The sequence below is a fragment of the Nonomuraea sp. NPDC049709 genome (assembly GCF_040674815.1).
GTDB lineage: Bacteria > Actinomycetota > Actinomycetes > Streptosporangiales > Streptosporangiaceae > Nonomuraea.
Genome location: NZ_JBFANM010000010.1, coordinates 161,136 through 178,327 on the forward strand (window position 1 = coordinate 161,136; position 17,192 = coordinate 178,327).

The 17,192-nt window shown below is 68.0% G+C and carries 14 protein-coding genes; 8 read left to right on the forward strand and 6 right to left on the reverse strand.

Annotated features, from left to right (window positions below; translation table 11 throughout):
- Nucleotides 1–24 precede the first annotated feature (24 nt).
- The 3 genes from AB0J69_RS12595 to AB0J69_RS12605 form a co-directional block, all read right to left on the reverse strand.
- The gene (locus tag AB0J69_RS12595) at nt 25–1,935 is read right to left on the reverse strand and encodes an amino acid transporter (RefSeq protein WP_364116116.1); all 1,911 of its coding nucleotides are present in this window, start codon (nt 1,933–1,935) and stop codon (nt 25–27) included.
- Nucleotides 1,936–2,080: 145 nt separating this feature from the next.
- A complete protein-coding gene (locus AB0J69_RS12600; RefSeq protein WP_364116119.1) occupies nt 2,081–2,881 on the reverse strand; it encodes a sporulation protein in 801 nt (266 codons plus the stop codon).
- A 134-nt stretch (nt 2,882–3,015) separates the two neighbouring features.
- Nucleotides 3,016–3,264, reverse strand: a complete 249-nt coding sequence (locus AB0J69_RS12605; RefSeq protein ID WP_364116122.1) for a hypothetical protein — start codon at nt 3,262–3,264, stop codon at nt 3,016–3,018.
- Nucleotides 3,265–3,773: 509 nt separating this feature from the next.
- On the opposite strand from AB0J69_RS12605, the gene kdpF reads away from it, so the two are divergent.
- Genes kdpF through AB0J69_RS12635 form a run of 6 tightly spaced genes read left to right on the forward strand, consistent with a single transcriptional unit; the run spans nt 3,774 to nt 11,719 of the window.
- Nucleotides 3,774–3,863: a K(+)-transporting ATPase subunit F gene (gene kdpF, locus AB0J69_RS12610; protein WP_364116125.1), complete on the forward strand. Its 90-nt coding sequence runs from the start codon at nt 3,774–3,776 to the stop codon at nt 3,861–3,863.
- Nucleotides 3,863–5,524 (forward strand): potassium-transporting ATPase subunit KdpA, encoded by a 1,662-nt coding sequence (kdpA, locus tag AB0J69_RS12615; RefSeq protein ID WP_364116128.1) that lies wholly within the window; start codon nt 3,863–3,865, stop codon nt 5,522–5,524. The genes kdpF and kdpA overlap by 1 nt, the downstream gene beginning before the upstream one ends.
- Nucleotides 5,525–5,526: 2 nt before the next feature.
- The gene (gene kdpB / locus AB0J69_RS12620; RefSeq protein WP_364116131.1) at nt 5,527–7,656 is read left to right on the forward strand and encodes a potassium-transporting ATPase subunit KdpB; all 2,130 of its coding nucleotides are present in this window, start codon (nt 5,527–5,529) and stop codon (nt 7,654–7,656) included.
- Nucleotides 7,657–8,517 (forward strand): potassium-transporting ATPase subunit C, encoded by an 861-nt coding sequence (locus tag AB0J69_RS12625; RefSeq protein ID WP_364116134.1) that lies wholly within the window; start codon nt 7,657–7,659, stop codon nt 8,515–8,517.
- Nucleotides 8,514–11,054: a DUF4118 domain-containing protein gene (locus tag AB0J69_RS12630; RefSeq protein WP_364116137.1), complete on the forward strand. Its 2,541-nt coding sequence runs from the start codon at nt 8,514–8,516 to the stop codon at nt 11,052–11,054. Before AB0J69_RS12625 ends, AB0J69_RS12630 begins: the two co-directional genes overlap by 4 nt.
- The gene (locus AB0J69_RS12635) at nt 11,051–11,719 is read left to right on the forward strand and encodes a response regulator (RefSeq protein ID WP_364116139.1); all 669 of its coding nucleotides are present in this window, start codon (nt 11,051–11,053) and stop codon (nt 11,717–11,719) included. The genes AB0J69_RS12630 and AB0J69_RS12635 overlap by 4 nt, the downstream gene beginning before the upstream one ends.
- Before the next feature lie 7 nt (nt 11,720–11,726).
- Here AB0J69_RS12635 and AB0J69_RS12640 read toward each other — a convergent pair whose 3' ends face one another.
- Nucleotides 11,727–11,855 (reverse strand): hypothetical protein, encoded by a 129-nt coding sequence (locus AB0J69_RS12640; protein ID WP_364116142.1) that lies wholly within the window; start codon nt 11,853–11,855, stop codon nt 11,727–11,729.
- Between the two features lie 629 nt (nt 11,856–12,484).
- Nucleotides 12,485–13,240 carry a helix-turn-helix domain-containing protein gene (locus AB0J69_RS12645; protein WP_364116144.1) on the reverse strand — a complete coding sequence of 252 codons (756 nt, stop codon included), beginning with the start codon at nt 13,238–13,240 and terminating at the stop codon, nt 12,485–12,487.
- 225 nt (nt 13,241–13,465) lie between these two features.
- Between AB0J69_RS12645 and AB0J69_RS12650 the strand changes: the two genes are divergently transcribed.
- Complete coding sequence (locus AB0J69_RS12650) at nt 13,466–14,134, forward strand: DUF4097 family beta strand repeat-containing protein (protein ID WP_364116147.1); 669 nt, start codon at nt 13,466–13,468, stop codon at nt 14,132–14,134.
- A 128-nt stretch (nt 14,135–14,262) separates the two neighbouring features.
- Entirely contained in the window at nt 14,263–15,492 is a 1,230-nt protein-coding gene (locus AB0J69_RS12655; protein ID WP_364116150.1) for a serine hydrolase domain-containing protein, read from the forward strand.
- A 427-nt stretch (nt 15,493–15,919) separates the two neighbouring features.
- Here AB0J69_RS12655 and AB0J69_RS12660 read toward each other — a convergent pair whose 3' ends face one another.
- Nucleotides 15,920–16,975: an aminoglycoside phosphotransferase family protein gene (locus AB0J69_RS12660; RefSeq protein WP_364116153.1), complete on the reverse strand. Its 1,056-nt coding sequence runs from the start codon at nt 16,973–16,975 to the stop codon at nt 15,920–15,922.
- Between the last annotated feature and the right edge of the window lie 217 nt (nt 16,976–17,192).

Here is a 17,192-nt window from a genome sequence, read left to right on the forward strand (position 1 = left end):
ATAACTACGCCATAGATACGGCTGTCAGCCGACGTGGACGTGTGGCCGGCGCTCCAGGTCCGGCTCGGCCTGGCGGAGTACCTCCCGGGTCAGCGGCGGCACGTCGCCGCCGCCGAAGAGGAGGTAACGCAGCATGGCCACGACCGGGTTGCCCTCGGTCCAGTGGAAGTAGATGTGCGGCACCGAGCCGGTCCGATCGCGCAGGTAGAGCAGCAGGGCGGCCAGCGTGTTCGGCACGGCCGAGCTCTCGATGGTGAGGATCTTGTGGCCGTACCGCTCCTCGCCCTTAATGTGCAGTTCGGTCTCGAACTCCGAGGCGTCCGGCACCGTGACCTCCACGAACAGGACCGGCTCGGAGCTGCGCAGCCGGTGGTTGAGCCAGGTCTCACGGAGCTTGTCGGTGTACTCGGCCTGGTGGCGGGTGTGCGGCTCGTTGGCGATCACGTGGATGTCGCCGCAGGCCTCGTTGATGAACTGCTCGGCGAGGGAGTCCAGGTGCACTTCGGTGACGCGGAGTTCGGTGGAGCGGGTGGCGCGGGAGATCAGTGAGGTGATGATGATGGCCGCGATGAAGAAGGAGGCGATCTTGACGCCGTCGGGCCGCTCGATGACGTTGTCGACGAGCGTATAGGCGAGCACCGCGCTGATCGTGGCGTACGCGGCCGTCGCCACGTGCTGGCGCTTCTTCCTGGCCGACAGCGTGACGGCGACCGCTGCGGAGAGCATGAGGACCAGCACGCCGGTTGCGTAGGCGCCGCCTTGGGCGTCCACGTCGGCGTCGAACATGATCGTGATGGCGAACGCGATCAGCGAGAACACGATCACCAGCGGCCGCACAGCGCCCGTCCACTCCGGCGCCATGCCGTAGCGGGGCAGGTAGCGCGGCACCAGGTTGATCAGCCCGGCCATCGCCGAGGCCCCGGCGAACCACAAGATCGCGATCGTGGAGACGTCATAGGCGGTGCCGAACCAGTCCCCCAGATAGCTGTGCGCCAGGTACGCCAGCGCCCGTCCGTTCGCCTTGCCGCCGTCCTCGAACTCGGCATGCGGAATCAGCACGGTCGTGACGAAGCTGGAGAAGACCAGGAAGACGCTCATGATCAGCGCCGCGACGGTGAGGAGGCGCCTGGTGCCGGCGATCCGCTGCTGGATGTCGCCCTTGACCACCGGCATCACCGCCACGCCGGTCTCGAACCCGGACATGCCCAGCGCCAGCTTCGGCATCACCAGCAGCGACAGCCCGATCATGGCAAGCGGGCTGGAGAAGTCCACGCTCAGCGCGTGCTGCCAATCCACCACGACCTGTGGCGCCTCGACCACGTGCAACAGGGCGACGGCCACCACCACGGCGTTCAGCGCCAGGTAGACGAACACGAGCAGGACGGCGATGCCGATCGCCTCGCTGAAGCCCAGCAGGAACACCCCGCCGAGCGCCGCCAGCAGCACGAGCGTGACGATCACCCGCTGCCCGGCCAGGGCCTCGGGCCAGAACGGGTTCTCCAGGATGTGCGCGGTCGCGTCCGCGGCCGACAGCGTCATCGTGATCACGAAGTCGGTGGCCGCGAAGCCGAGCAGCGCCAGCACGAACAGCTTGCCCCACCACTGCGGGGCGAGCTTTTCCAGCATCGCGATCGAGCCCTGCCCGTGTGGGCTCTCGGCGGCGACCCTGCGGTAAACCGGCAGCGCGCCCAGCAACGTCAGCGCCACGAGGAACAACGTGGCGAGCGGCGACAGCAGACCGGCGGCCAGCGCCGCGATGCCTGGCTGGTAGCCCAACGTGGAGAAGTAGTCGACGCCGGTCAGGCACATCACCCGCCACCACGGGTGCTTGACGTGGGGACCGTGCTCGATCTGTTTACGGTCGGTCTGCAGGCCCTGGAGCAGCCAGGAACGCAGCGTTCCTTCCGCGGCAGCCGGCCGTTTCGCCAGCACCATTTCGGTCACCCTTCATCAAACGGCGCAAAGTCGCACCGCACTTTACCCAGGTCAGAAGGGTTATCGGTGAGGAGGGGGCGTCAAGAAAACGTATGTGCCCGTAGCCGTCCGAGACGGCTCTTGGCAGGGCACACCCGTGATCGCACTAGCTTTGGTGGTGCCCGCGCTTCCCGCCACGGGCGTGATGAGCCAGGCCGGCCAGCCATCGGTCGATCTCACTGGACCAGTCGGTATGCAGGGCTTCGTCATGACTCATCTGGAAACATCCAGCGGCATCGCCGGAGGAAAGGCGGCCCGCATGTTGGCCGGCTTCCAAGACCACGTTCAATCCGGACGAGCTCAGGACGAACGCCAGCACGACCTCGTGGACGGCTCCGGCGAGATGCGCGGGGGGATAGAACTCGATCCCCTGGTAAAACGGCAGGTCCTGGTGCACGCCGTTCAGCCGACCGGCTCGCAGGGAAGCGGACTTGAAGAAGAAACCGAGTTGCGCGAACGCCTGCAGGACGCGGAGCTGCGACCGTGCGGGAGTGACAGCGATCATGTCGGGGCTGCCCTTGTCGACCGCCATGGCGACGGTCACTTCGGTACGCACGCCCAGCATCATTCCGGCCAGATGCCGGCCGCCGATCTCGCTGATCGGGGTCTCCCAGGGCACGGCGACCTGGAACTCAATCGTCCGTTCCTCGCCCTGACGAAGGACTGACGGGCCGGAGATCTGAGCGTTCGCGAACTCCGTGAGCCCGGTCTGTTCGCCATCCTGCGCTGCTCCGACTCGGGCAAGCAACCCGAGACCGATCTGGTCGATCTCAGCGTCGAACTGGCCACTCATCAGCCGTACTTCACCGGACAGCGTGCCGCCGGGCTGCGTCCGGTGCGTGGCCAGGAAAGCAACCAACGAGGGCCCACCTGCGCCAAAGGCACTGAGCATCCGCTTGAAGACCACGGTCGTTCTCCCGGCATCAAAGGATTGAACCCCTCGTCCGCCTGAACGACCGGGCCGGGGTCCGGGTTCCGCAGTTACTGAATCTTGTCTTCCTCCCTGTGTCCGGAGAGTCAGGTATGAGGTCGGTAACCCGATCACCCGTTGCGCGCGTAGTCGCGCCACCGTCCGTCCAGCTCGCTGATCGCCTTCCGGGCCACCCGCCAGTGCCCCACCAGGCGAGCCCGCCACAACGCCAGCCCGGTCACCCCGCTCGCCGAGACACCGGCAAGCAGGAAGCAGAAAATCATCTGCACCGGCCCGAACGGGCGTAGCGCCGGCCGCCGATGGGCGTCGAGCCAGATCCGGGCGCGCGTGTCGGATATGTGGTCCAGCGGCGCGCGCACCCGGCCGCCACGCTGGCCCCGACCTCGTCCTTCCAGGTCACCTGGGCAACGATAGAGCCCTCCTCGATCACCCGCTCGCGAATGCCGACCAGACTTCCCGGTGCACCAGGGCACACCTACCGGACGACAATCGCGAGTAGGTAGGTCGTCAAAGAGTGCTGTGGGTGCCGCGCGGTTCAAGGACGTGAGTGATCTTGATCGCCCGGACGCGATCGAGGTGCTTGGCGGGATGGGCGAATGACAGCGTAGGCCCGATGCGCCGAGCAGGCCCGCGCGGGGCCGGAGCGTAGGGATGCCATCAATATTTGGGCCGTACCCGTATGGATCCCGTCAAGAACGGCCAAACCCCCCAAATCCCAGGATTTGCTTGCCTTGAAGCCGTCCGGTTAGGGACGGCGGAAACGAACCTGTCCAGATTGAGGAGTGGGGATGACGGACGTCATCTTCGTCGCCCTGACGATCGCGGTCTTCGTGGTCTTGGGGTTGGTCGTGAAGGCGGTGGAGCGGCTGTGAGCGCCGTCAACGCTGCCAGCCTTGTCGTGGTCGTCGGCCTGGTGGTCTTCATGGTCGCGGCTCTGCTGTTCCCGGAGCGTTTCTGATGTCCCCGACTTTGGCCGGGATCCTGTTCATCGCGTCCCTGCTGCTCGCCCTGGCTCTGTGCTGCAAGCCGCTGGGCGACTACATGTATCGCGTCTACACCGGCACCAAGCACAACGCCGCCGAGCGGGTGATCTACCGGCTGATCGGCGTCCAGCCTGACGGCGAGCAGCGCTGGGGCGTCTATGCGCGTAGCGTGCTGGCGTTCTCGATGATCTCGATCCTGTTCCTGTACGGCCTGCAGCGCCTGCAGGAGCACCTGTTTCTGTCTTTGGGGATGAAGGCGGTGGAGCCGGCGCTGGCTTGGAACACGGCGGTCAGCTTCGTCACCAATACCAACTGGCAGGCCTATTCCGGCGAGTCGACCATGGGTCACGTGGTGCAGACCGCGGGCTTGGCTGTTCAGAATTTCGTCTCCGCGGCCGTCGGCATGGCGGTGGCGATCGCCTTGGTACGCGGCTTCGCCCGCAAGAAGACCGACACGCTGGGCAACTTCTGGGTGGACCTGGTCCGCGGCACGATCCGCATCCTGCTGCCGATCGCGTTCGTCGCGGCGCTGGTGCTGGTGGCCGGCGGCGTGATCCAGACCTTCGCCGATCACAGCACGTGGACCACCCTGACGGGCGGTCAGCAGACGTTTACCCCTGGCGCGGTCGCCTCGCAGGAGGCGATCAAGGATCTGGGCACGAACGGTGGCGGCATCTTCAACGTCAACTCGGCCCACCCGTTCGAGAACCCGACGACGTGGACCAACTGGCTGGAGATCTTCCTGCTGCTGGTGATCGCGTTCAGCCTGCCGCGCACGTTCGGCCGCATGGTCGGCGACAACCGCCAGGGCTACGCCATCGTGAGCGTGATGGCGATCATCGCCATCATCAGCATCGGTGTCACCCAGTGGGCCGAGCTGAGTGCCGGCGGCACCGTGCCGCAGGCGATCGGCGCCGCGGTGGAGGGTCGGGACATGCGCTTCGGCACCTCCAACTCCGCCACGTTCGCCTCCGCGACCACGCTGACGAGCACCGGTTCGGTGAACTCCTTCCACGACTCCTACACCGCGCTCGGCGGCGGCATGCTGATCTTCAACATGCTGCTCGGCGAGGTGGCCCCCGGCGGAGTCGGCGCCGGCCTGTACGGCATCCTGATCCTCGCCGTCATCACCGTGTTCGTGGCGGGCCTGATGGTCGGCCGTACCCCCGAGTACCTGGGCAAGAAGATCGGCGCCCGCGAGATCAAGCTGGCCTCGCTGTACTTCCTGGTCACCCCGATGCTGGTGCTGGTCGGCACGGCCGTGGCGATGGCCACCGAGACCGGCCGCGCGGCGATGCTGAACAGCGGCCCGCACGGGTTGTCCGAGATCCTGTACGCCTATACATCGGCGTCCAACAACAACGGCTCGGCCTTCGCCGGCGTCAGCGTGAACACCACCTTCCACAACACCACGCTCGGCCTGTGCATGGCCTTCGGCCGCTTCCTGCCGATCGTGCTGGCCCTGGCGCTGGCCGGGTCGCTGGCTCAGCAGGCGCCCGTGCCCGCCTCCGCCGGCACCCTGCCGACCCACCGGCCGCAGTTCGTCGGCCTGGTCGTCGGCGTGACGATCATTCTGGTCGCCCTCACGTTCCTGCCGGCGCTGGCGCTCGGACCGCTCGCAGAAGGACTTTCGTAGACATGTCAACGCACGTGCTCGAACCCCCGAGCCAGGCGCCGGCTCCCAAGAACAAGAATGCCCGGGTCGGCGGCGGCCTGCTCGACCCCAAACAGATGATCAAGTCCCTGCCGGACGCGCTCAAGAAGCTCAACCCCGCCACGCTATGGCGCAACCCGGTGATGTTCATCGTCGAGATCGGCGCGGTCTTCACCACTGTCCTGGCGATCCTCGACCCGTCGTGGTTCGCCTGGGCGATCGTCGTGTGGCTGTGGCTGACCGTCGTGTTCGCCAACCTGGCCGAGGCCGTGGCCGAGGGACGTGGCAAGGCCCAGGCGGCCACCCTGCGGGCGGCCAAGCGCGACACCACCGCCCGGAGGCTCAAAAGCAGCGACGACCACAGCCAGTGGGACGTAGTAGGCGCTCCCGAACTCAAGCAGGGCGACTTCGTCATCGTCGAGGCCGGGGAGATCATCCCCGGGGACGGCGATGTGATCGAGGGCATCGCGTCGGTGGACGAGTCAGCCATCACAGGCGAGTCCGCGCCGGTGATCCGCGAGTCCGGCGGCGACCGCTCGGCGGTGACCGGCGGCACGAAGGTGCTGTCCGACAAGATCATCGCCCAGATCACCCAGAAGCCCGGCGAGAGCTTCATCGACCGCATGATCGCTTTGGTGGAGGGCGCGAACCGGCAGAAGACGCCGAATGAGATCGCGCTCAACATCCTGCTCGCCGCCCTGACCATCATCTTCCTGGTCGCCACCGCCACCATGCAGCCCCTGGCGATCTACTCCAAATCCATCAACCCGGGCGTGGCCGACTCGCTCGCACTCACCGGCGACGGCGTCACCGGCATCGTGCTCGTGTCGCTGATCGTCTGCCTGATCCCGACCACAATCGGCGCGCTGCTGTCGGCCATCGGCATCGCCGGCATGGACCGGCTCGTCCAGCGCAACGTCCTGGCGATGTCCGGCCGCGCGGTCGAGGCCGCCGGGGACGTCTCCACGCTGCTGCTGGACAAGACCGGCACCATCACGCTGGGCAACCGGCAGGCCAGCGAGTTCGTTCCGGTGAACGGGGTGAGCGAGGCCGACCTGGCTGAGGCGGCGCAGCTGTCCAGCCTGGCCGACGAAACCCCCGAGGGCCGCTCCATCGTGGTCTACGCCAAGCAGCACTATGGGCTGCGCGAGCGGCAGCCGGGCGAGCTGTCCCACGCCGAGTGGGTGCCGTTCACCGCGCAAACCCGCATGTCCGGGGTGAACCTGGACGGCCGCGAGGTCCGCAAGGGCGCGGCAACCGCGGTCATGAAGTGGGTACGCGATGCCGGCGGCCACCCCACCGACGACATCGGCCATCTCGTGGACGGCATCTCGGGCTCCGGCGGCACCCCACTGGTGGTGGCCGAGAAGGGCAAGGTGCTGGGGGTGATCCACCTCAAGGACGTGGTCAAGCAGGGCATGCGGGAACGCTTCGACGAGATGCGCCGGATGGGCATCCGCACCGTGATGATCACCGGCGACAATCCCCTGACCGCCAAGGCCATCGCCGACGAGGCCGGGGTGGACGACTTCCTGGCCGAGGCCACGCCCGAGGACAAGCTCGCACTGATCAGGAAGGAGCAGGAGGGCGGCCGCCTGGTCGCGATGACCGGCGACGGCACCAACGACGCCCCCGCCCTGGCGCAGTCGGACGTCGGCGTGGCGATGAACACCGGCACCTCCGCCGCCAAGGAGGCCGGGAACATGGTCGACCTCGACTCCAACCCGACCAAGCTCATCGAGATCGTCGAGATCGGCAAGCAACTGCTCATCACGCGGGGCGCGTTGACGACGTTCTCGATCGCCAACGACATCGCCAAGTACTTCGCGATCATCCCGGCCATGTTCGCAGCGGTCTACCCGGGCCTGGACACGCTGAACATCATGCGCCTGGCCAGCCCGCAGTCAGCGATCCTGGCCGCGGTCATCTTCAACGCGCTGGTCATCATCGCGCTGATCCCGCTCGCCCTCCGCGGCGTGCGCTATCGGCCCTCCAGCGCCTCCAAACTCCTGTCGCGCAACCTGTACGTCTACGGCCTGGGCGGGATCGTCGTCCCGTTCATCGGCATCAAGCTCATCGATCTACTGATCCAGTTCCTTCCGGGGATGTCATAAATGGACCGCATGCCCAGCTGGGTCCGCCAGCACGTGGCCGCGATACGCGCGCTGCTCGTGCTCACGGTGGTCACCGGCATCATCTACCCGCTCCTGGCCACCGGCGTGGCCCAGGCGCTGTTCAACGACAGGGCCAACGGCTCCCTCGTCCAGAAGGACGGCAAGGTCGTCGGCAGCGCGCTCATCGGGCAGTCCTTCACCGACGCCGACGGAAACCCAGTCAAGAAGTACTTCCAGTCACGACCCTCGGCGGCCGGCGACGGCTACGACCCAACCTCCACCGCGGCCAGCAACCTCGGCCCCGAAGACATCGCCGACACGCTGCCGGTACCCGGCGCAAAGGACGCCGACGGCAACCCGGACGAGGGCAAACAGTCGCTGCTCACCCAGGTCTGCGCCCGATCCAAGGCAGTCGGGGAACTGGAGGGCGTCAGCGGCGCCCGCCCGTACTGCACACCGGACGGGGTCGGCGCGGTGCTCAAGGTCTTCCCCGACCACGCCGTCAGCGTCAACCAGGCATGCCCCGCCACCCCCTTCATCACCACCTACCAAGGGCTGAAGGTGGAGTGCGCCAAGCCGGGCGAGAACTACGCGGCCGGAAAGACCGTGCCCGTGCACGGGAACGTGACGACGGTCCAGGTGCCAGCCGACGCGGTCACAGCCAGCGGCTCCGGCCTCGACCCGCACATCTCCGTTGCCTACGCCGAGCTGCAGGCGCCTCGCGTGGCCAAGGAGCGCGGCTTGCCGCTCAACCGGGTCAAGGCGCTGATCGCGGAGCACACCACCGGCCGGGCGCTGGGCTTCATGGGGGAGCCTGCCGTCAACGTGCTCGAACTCAACCTGGCTCTGGATCGGTCATGAGGAGGGGCCGGCTGCGGGTCTACCTCGGGGCGGCCCCCGGGGTGGGCAAGACGTACGCGATGCTCGGCGAGGGGCGCCGCGGGCTCGAGCGGGGCCGGGACGTAGTCGTCGGCTTCGTCGAGACCCACGGCCGGGCCCGCACCGCCGCCCTCCTGGAGGGTATGGAGGTCATCCCCCGCAAGACGCTGGTCTACCGCGGGGCCACATTCACCGAACTGGATGTGGATGCGGTCATCGCCCGCCGGCCGAAGGTGGCGCTGATCGACGAGCTGGCTCACACCAACGTGCCCGGCTCGAAGAACGCCAAGCGCTGGCAGGACATCGACGAGATCCTGGACGCCGGCATCGACGTCATCTCCACGGTCAACATCCAGCACCTGGAATCGGTCAACGACGTCGTCCACCAGATCACCGGCATCCCGCAGCGCGAGACCGTACCCGACGAGGTAGTCCGGCGAGCGAACCAGATCGAGCTGGTCGACATGTCGCCCGAGGCGCTGCGCCGGAGGCTGGCGCACGGCAACGTCTACGCGCCCGAGAAGGTGGATGCGGCGCTGTCGAACTACTTCCGCGTCGGCAACCTCACCGCGCTGCGCGAGCTGGCGCTGCTGTGGGTGGCGGGCAAGGTGGACGAGCAGCTCGACCGCTACCGCGCCGACCACGGCATCGCCGCCACGTGGGAGGCCCGTGAACGGGTGGTGGTCGCGCTGACCGGCGGTCCGGAGGGCGACACGCTGGTACGCCGGGCCGCCCGCATCGCGGCCCGCACCAAGGGCGCCGACCTGCTGGCCGTCCACATCACCCACTCCGACGGGCTGGCTGGCGGCGACCCTGCCAACCTGGCCCGCCAGCGCGCCCTGGCCGAGAGCATGGGGGGCACCTACCACCAGGTCGTCGGCGACGACATCCCCCGCGCCCTGCTCGACTTCGCCCGCGGCGTCAACGCCACCCAGCTCGTGCTGGGCGCCTCCCGGCGCGGCCGCTTCGCCCAAATCCTTGCCCGGGGGGTCGGAGTGGAGACCACCGCCCTGTCCGGCCCCATCGACGTCCACCTGGTCACCCACGAAGAGGCCAAGAAAGGCCGCAGGCGACCCGAACGCTCCCGAGCAGCCTTGACCAGGAAGCGCAGGCTCGCCGGGTGGGGGCTGGCGGTGGCCGGCCTGCCGCTGTTGACCGCCGCGCTCACCCCCTTCCGGGACGTGATCTCGCTGCCCAGCGAGATCCTGCTGTTCCTGTGCCTGGTCATCGGCGTCGCCCTGATCGGCGGCACGTGGCCGGCGATCACTGCGGCGGTCGGCGGGTTCTTGCTGCTCAACTGGTTCTTCACTCCGCCCTATCACACCTGGGTCATCGCCGACCCGGAGAACTTCCTCGCCCTCGTGGTGTTCGTCCTGGTCGCCGCCGCGGTCAGCGCGATCGTCGACCTGGCGGCGCGGCGTACCAGGGAGGCCGCGCGCGCCCGCGCCGACGCCGAGGTGCTGTCCACCCTCGCCGGGCATGTCCTACGCGGCGAGGCGGCGCTGGCGGCGCTGCTCGGCCGGCTGCGTGAGACCTTCGCCCTGGACTCGGTCACCCTGCTCGAACGCGTCGGCGAGCCCACCCCGGACGACACCTCGCAACCCGCCGCGTGGCGCATCGTCGCCACGTCGGGAGCGGCTCCGTGCACCAGCCCCGCGGTGGCCGACACCGACGTGAAGATCAGCGACCAACTGGTGTTGGCCGCGCGGGGGAGACTGCTGGACGCCAGTGACCGGCGGGTGCTGGAGGCGTTCGCCGCCGAGGCCGCGGTCGCGCTGCGCCAGGAACGCCTGCAGGAGGAGGCCGAGCAGGCCAAACCCCTGGCCGAGGCCGACAAGATGCGCACCGCGCTGCTCGCCGCCGTCAGCCACGACCTGCGGACCCCGCTGTCGGCCGCCAAGGCCGCCGTCGAGAGCCTGCGCAGCCGAGACGTCGACTGGACCGCCGAAGACCGCGAGGAGCTGCTGGCCACTGCCGACGAGTCCCTGGACCGGCTGGACAGGCTGGTGGAGAACCTGCTCGACATGAGCCGCCTGCAGGCCGGCGTCCTCGGCCTGACACTCCAGCCCATCGCCCTAGAGGAGATCGTCCCCCGCGCCATCGACGACCTCGGCCCACTGCGCGACCGCATCGACGGCGACATCTCCTTTGACCTACCGGAGATCATTGCGGATCCAGCGCTCCTGGAACGCGTGCTGGTCAACCTCATGACCAACGCCGTGCGCTACAGTCCGCCAGAGGAGAAGGTGTTGGTCACCGCCAGCTGGCACGAGGACGTGGTGGAGATCCGTGTCATCGATCGCGGACCTGGCATCCCACCGGAGGCACATGAGCGGGTCTTCCAGCCGTTCCAGCGGCTCGGCGACCGGGGGAACGGCACCGGCGTCGGGCTGGGGCTCGCGCTCTCACGTGGGCTGACCGAGGCCATGGGCGGCACTCTCACCCCCGAGGAGACCCCCGGGGGTGGCCTCACCATGATCGTACAGATGCCCATCTCGTCCAGGGCGGTGACCCCATGACCAAGGTCCTCGTCGTCGACGACGAACCCCAGCTCCTGCGGGCGCTGCGCATCAATCTGGCCGCCCGCCACTACGAGGTCGCGGTCGCCGACGACGGCGCCTCCGCCCTGCGTCAGGCCGCTGAGTGGCATCCCGACCTGGTCGTGCTCGACCTGGGCCTGCCCGACATCGACGGCGTGGACGTCATCCACGGCCTGCGCGGCTGGACCAAGGTTCCGATTGTTGTGCTCTCGGGTAGAGCCGGGAACCAGGACAAGATCGACGCCCTGGACGCCGGCGCCGACGACTACGTGACCAAACCCTTCAGCATCGAGGAGTTCCTCGCCCGCATCCGCGCCGTCTCCCGGCGCTCCGCTATCCGGGAGGCCGAACTGGCCAGCATCGAGATCGGCCACCACACGGTGGACCTGGTCGGCAAGACCGTCTCGGGCGACGTGCGACTCACCCCCACCGAATGGCACATCCTGGAAATCCTGCTGCGCAATCCCGGCAAGCTCATCCCCCAGCGCTACCTGCTGACCGAGGTCTGGGGCAGTCAGTACTCCAATGAAACTCACTACCTGCGCCAGTACATGGCCCAACTGCGTAAGAAGCTGGAACGCGACCCCGCTCGCCCGGCTCATTTGATCACTGAGCCGGGGATGGGCTATCGCTTTACGCCATGACGGCTTCTCAGCGGTCAGGCGCCGGTCTTGTCCTGTCGGCGGTGAGCTGCGGCGTCTCGGCCCTCCTGGCCGGGACGGCCGAGGCTCGGGTGACCGTGGTGGCTCTGATCATCCGGACGTAAGCGGCCTCCGTCATGGATATCACCGCCGCCGTATACGCGGGCGTCATGGCGTGGGCGCTGGTGGTGGCGTTCTTCCTGAGCGTGGAGCGATCACCTTCGCGCCCTGCGCCCTGGCCCTGCTAATGGCCGCCGCAGTCGCCGGGACGTTTTATGGCAGGTGGCATGCTCACCGAGGAGCTGACGGTGCGCCGGCGTCAACACACGTTGTAAAGACTTACCTGGCGCGTACCCGCGGTCGTACCGGGGATCGCGATCGTCGGCATCGCACCCCTGCGATCCGACGACCTCATGAGCCATTCCCGGGGGACGGCTTACTGCGTCCGCGCCGGCTCGTTCGGGCCTATCCGGCAGCGGGCCTAGTGACGCCGAGAACGTGAGTTAAGCGGCGGAACGCGAACCGGTCTAGGCTCTCAATGACGAATCCCGCCTGCTGGATGGCCGCCACCGTGTCATGGGCGGGATGGCAGCCCCCGAAGACTCGCGACCAGAGGGGGGTTATCAGCTTCTCCGCCAGCGCCATCACGGGCTTGCCGGAGCGCTGGTGCTCGTAGAATCGCAATTCGCCGCCGGGCGCCAACACCCGCCATACTTCCCGCAGCCGTCACAAGATCATCCATGGTGGCAGCCTCTGTGGGCGATGCGCCTAGCCGCGGTCTGAACGTGGCGTGGCCGTGTCGTCCGCGGTCGTTGCGGGCTGGGTGAAGAAGAGTTCGCGGGCCTGCTCCGCGGCGCGGGCGATGCTCTCGCCGACGAATTCGACGAAACGGGCCATGTTCCTTAGGCGGGCGGCGGCCGGGGTGTCGGGGCCGAGGATGTCGATGCCCTGCCGGGCGGTGTGGGCGATCTGGGCGTTGTCTCGGGCGGCGGCGATCATCGACTGATACCAGACGTCGTCGTCGACGCGGTAGTGTTCGCGGCGCCGTCCGTCGCGTTGGCGGTGGACGAGGCCGTGGCTTTCGAGGAATGCGACCGCTTTGGAGACAGACGGCGGGCTGACCTGGAGGCGCTGGGCGAGTTCGGACGCGGTCAAGCTCCCCGCATCGGTGGTGAAAAGGCAGGTCAGCAGGCGGGCCATCAGGTTGGGCATGCCTTGTTGCATCAGGAGGGTGGTGAACACCTTCTCGTACTCGCGCACGGCCTCGAGGTCGCGTCCGTGGGCCTGCTCGGGCGCCTGCGGCTCGCGGGGTACGGCTGACCCGCGCCGGTGGGCACGGCGTTCGGTGGCGCGGTGAGCCAGGTTGGCGCGGTAGGCGGTGGGGCCGCCGTTGCGCATCACTTCACGCGTGATCGTCGAGGTCGGGCGGTCCAGCCGTCTGGCGATCTCCGCGTAGGCCAGGCCGTCGGCTATGCCCATTGCGATCTGCTGGCGGTCCTGCTGGGTGAGTCTGCCTCCCGGCACCGCGATCTCCCTCCATGTTTCCTGCTACCCCCAGCATAGCGTTCGCACTCCATCCAATGCAACGAACAAGATTGTTTGCGTTGCATTAAAGCTAGCCCTGTTGCAACGATATCTTGCCGCCTACCTGGAGGAATCGCAATTATACGCAACAATTTTGTTGCCTAAATCCAGAAAGCAACGTAGCGTTTGTGATGTCAGAAACGACGACCGCAGAGGACGAGTACGATGCAGAAGTTCGACACTCCCACCCCGATCTCCGTCGACCTGGACATCCCCGCCGGGCGCGTGCGGTTCATCGCCGCCGGCCGGGCCGACGCCACCGTCGAGGTCCGGCCCGCCAACGCCTCGAAGGGCCGCGACGTGAAAGCGGCGGAGCAGACCGAGGTCGCCTACGGCGACGGCGTCCTGCGGATCAAATCCCCAGCGGCGAAGAACCAGTACTTCGGCCCCTCCGGATCCATCGAGGTCACCGTCCAGCTGCCTGCCGGCTCCCAGGTCACGGCGAGGTCTTCATGCGCCGAGTTCCGGGGCGTCGGCCAGTTCGGCGACGTCGCCTTCGAGGGCGCGCAGGGCGTGATCAAGATCGACGAGGCGGCGAGCGTCCGCGTCGCCGCCTCCGGCGGTGACGTCTCGATCGGCCGCCTGAGCGGCCCCGCGGAGATCAGCACCGGACACGGCGACATCACCATCGACGAGGCCCTGCACGGCGCGGTCGTGCTGCGCACCCAGATGGGCGACGTGTCGGTTCGCGCCGCCGCCGGAGCCTCCGCCTCCCTGGACGCCGGCACCGGCTACGGCCGGATTCACAACGCGCTCAAGAACACCGACGGCGCCGCTGACCTGAACATCCACGCGACCACCGGCTACGGCAACATCGACGCCCGCAGCCTCTGAGCAGCGCCACCACCCCGCCCCCTTTGACCCATCACGGCGAATGGACTGCGCAAGTCCCAGCCCACCGAGGCCATGAGCGCCCCGCGGGCGGACTCGCCGATCGAACACGGAAGCTATGGAGATTCATCATGGGAACTGGCTTTTCCGACGCAGGGCTGCGCAGGCTGCGCGGCGTGCTGGCCCGGCATGTGGAGTCCGGGAAGATTCCCGGGCTGGTCGCTCTGGTCAGCCGAGGTGAGGAGACCCACGTCGAGGCGCTCGGGACGATGCGTCATGACGGTGGCGCGCCGATGCGCCGGGACACGATCTTCCGGATGGCCTCGACGACCAAGCCGGTCGCGGTGTCGGCGGCGATGGTGTTGCTGGATGAGTGCCGACTGCGGCTGGACGACCCGGTCGATCGGTGGCTGCCCGAGCTCGCGGACCGAAAGGTGCTCAAGCGGCCCGACGGCCCGCTGGACGACACGGTGCCGGCGCGGCGGCCGATCCTCGTGCGAGATCTGCTCACCAACACGTTGGGGCTCGGACTGGATATGACGGCGCGGACCGCTCCGATGCTGGCCGCGTTCTTCGAGCGGGGGGTCTACGGCCAGGCCGACGGCTGGCTGTTGCCCGAACCGGAGCCGGACGAGTGGATGCGCCGCCTGAGCACGCTCCCGCTGATGTACCAGCCCGGCGAGCGATGGCTGTACAACCTCGGCGACGACCTGCTCGGCGTGCTGGTGTCCAGGGTCACCGGCCAGTCGTTCGAGGAGTTCCTGCGCGAACGCATCTTCGACCCTCTCGGGATGAAGGACACCGGTTTCCACGTGCCCGCCGACAAGATCGACCGGCTGCCGCCCCTGTACGCCCCCGATTGGCAGACCGGAGAGTTCCACGTGGAGGACGAGGCCGAAGGGGGACACCACAGCAAGCCTCCGGCGTTCCAGTCAGGCGGCGGCGGGCTCGACTCCACCGTCGACGACTACCACGCCTACTTCCGGATGCTGCTCAATGGTGGTGTGCACGACGGCGAGCGCATCCTGTCCAGACCCGCCGTTGAGCTGATGACCAGCCACCGCCTGACGCCCGAGCAGACGACCGCCTTGCAGACCTGGGCCCGCAGCGTCGTCCATTTGTCGCACGGCCAGGGGCAGCAGGGCGGATGGGGTTTCGGGATGGCGGTGCGCGCCTACCGCGGCGACTACGCGCCCGTCGGCCAGTTCGGCTGGGACGGCGGAGCCGGCACCACCGTCTACGCCGACCCGGCCAACCAGCTCGTCGGCATCCTGCTCACCCAGACCGGCATGTCCACCCCGGATTCGGCGCGGGCCATCCACGACTTCTGGACCACCCTCTACCAGGCAATCGATGACTGACGGCTTGCCCTGTCTGCCTAACGCCGGGCCGCCCGAGGGTTAGATCCCCTCGGGCGGCCCCCGCCGGTGCTGATGGACCGCTGCCAACAGGCACGGGTCCGCAACGCGCTGGAACCGGAGTGGGAGCGGGTCCTGGACTGGTGAGCTCACCTATTCAACTGTCGTCAGTTCGGCGGGCCGTCCACACCTCGGCATTCAACACTGTCCCGCAGAACCTCATCGTCAACGACGTCACCGACATGAGCGAACAACAACGGATACTCAGCTTCTCGATGACTACGGTGATGCCGACAGCGAACCTCAGCGACCTCAGCGGGTGCTGTCCAGTCCGCGCGAACCTTGCGACGTCCGGCCCTACCTTGCGATCGATCGTGCAACGTCCGGACTAACCCTGCGACAGGAGCGATCTGACAGGAGTCTTGGGTGCCTAGCCGATGAGGGCCTCGGTGATCTGACGCGTGGTCTGCGCGGCGACCCTGGGGTGGACGGCGGCGTAATGGATGTAGGCGTTCAGGCCGGTGGCGAGGGCCCACCCGCGGCCGCGGGTCCAGGTGGCGTCGTCCACGCCGAGCGCCGTGCGGAAGGCGGTCCGGCTGGCGGCCGACATCAAGGTGAAGGCGATGGTCAGGTCGCAGGCCGGGTCGCCGATGCCGAGCTCACCGAAGTCGATGATCGCGCTGATGCGGCCGTCGACGGTCAGCAGGTTGCCGGTGTGGAGGTCTCCGTGGTACCAGACCGGAGGGCGATCCCAGCCCGGGGCGCTCAGGGCCGTGTTCCACAACTCGGTCATGGCCGTGGTGTCGAACGCACCGCCGACCTCTGCGATGGCGGCCCGCGTCGCATGGTCCCGGCTGGCCAACACCCGGGCCGTGAGCTCGTCACGGGCCGCCGCGGCCGGGATGTCCTCGGGTGCGAACTGCTGGAGGGCGGTTAGGAACTTTGCCAGTTCGACGGCGGCTGCGGACGAGTCGGCCAGTGCCTCGACGGTCGCCACCTCGCCCTCCAGCCAACGGGAAACCGCCCACCGCCACGGATAGCCGAAGCCGGGCTCGCCCACTCCTACCGGTATCGGAATGGCCAGCGGCAGCTGCGGGGCGAGCCGCGGCAGCCACTCGAACTCCTTCTCGGCCTGTCCGACGGCACCGGAATGGCGCGGCAGTCGGACGGACAGGCTCTCGCCCAGCCGGTAGATCACATGGCCTGAGCCTGCCGGCTCAAGCAGTTCCAGAGGCAACGCGGCCCACTGCGGGAACTGCGCATCGACCAGGTCCCTGACCAGTGCGGTATTGATCGCCGGGCGGACCTGCGCGGTTCTCGCGGTTACCAAGAGCAGCTCCTGAGCGGCCCGCTCTGTCGGCGGGTAGCCGGAGCCATCACAGTGCACCGCGGGCTCGCCTGTCGACCGGATTTCTCGCTTGACTGGCCAGCAAAGCCACCAGACGGTGACGACCTGCCCGCAGGGCCGGTGGCGATGACCGTCCACCGCGGAGCGTAGGCCGGCCTGGCGTCGGCACATCAGGCCGTGGTCGACTGGTGCCGCCCTAGATGCGTGAGCAGGCGTTCCAGACGCCCATGCCGACCCATGCGAGACTGACAGCCCCTCCTGCAGTCAGCCGCACACCATCTACATATCAGTTTTGCGAGCAGCCGCTGAAGAGGAGCAGGAGGCGGAGTCCGTGCGCGACCTGCTACACCTCGGC

Bases quoted from the DNA above. Each gene is read 5' to 3' on its own strand.
- AB0J69_RS12650 (WP_364116147.1), top strand. From the start codon at position 13,466: ATGCAGAAGTTCGACACTCCCACCCCGATCTCCGTCGACCTGGACATC.
- AB0J69_RS12625 (WP_364116134.1), top strand. From the start codon at position 7,657: ATGGACCGCATGCCCAGCTGGGTCCGCCAGCACGTGGCCGCGATACGC.
- kdpA (WP_364116128.1), top strand. From the start codon at position 3,863: ATGTCCCCGACTTTGGCCGGGATCCTGTTCATCGCGTCCCTGCTGCTC.
- AB0J69_RS12640 (WP_364116142.1), bottom strand. From the start codon at position 11,855: ATGACGGAGGCCGCTTACGTCCGGATGATCAGAGCCACCACGGTCACC.
- AB0J69_RS12630 (WP_364116137.1), top strand. From the start codon at position 8,514: ATGAGGAGGGGCCGGCTGCGGGTCTACCTCGGGGCGGCCCCCGGGGTG.
- AB0J69_RS12635 (WP_364116139.1), top strand. From the start codon at position 11,051: ATGACCAAGGTCCTCGTCGTCGACGACGAACCCCAGCTCCTGCGGGCG.
- kdpB (WP_364116131.1), top strand. From the start codon at position 5,527: ATGTCAACGCACGTGCTCGAACCCCCGAGCCAGGCGCCGGCTCCCAAG.
- AB0J69_RS12595 (WP_364116116.1), bottom strand. From the start codon at position 1,935: ATGGTGCTGGCGAAACGGCCGGCTGCCGCGGAAGGAACGCTGCGTTCC.
- AB0J69_RS12655 (WP_364116150.1), top strand. From the start codon at position 14,263: ATGGGAACTGGCTTTTCCGACGCAGGGCTGCGCAGGCTGCGCGGCGTG.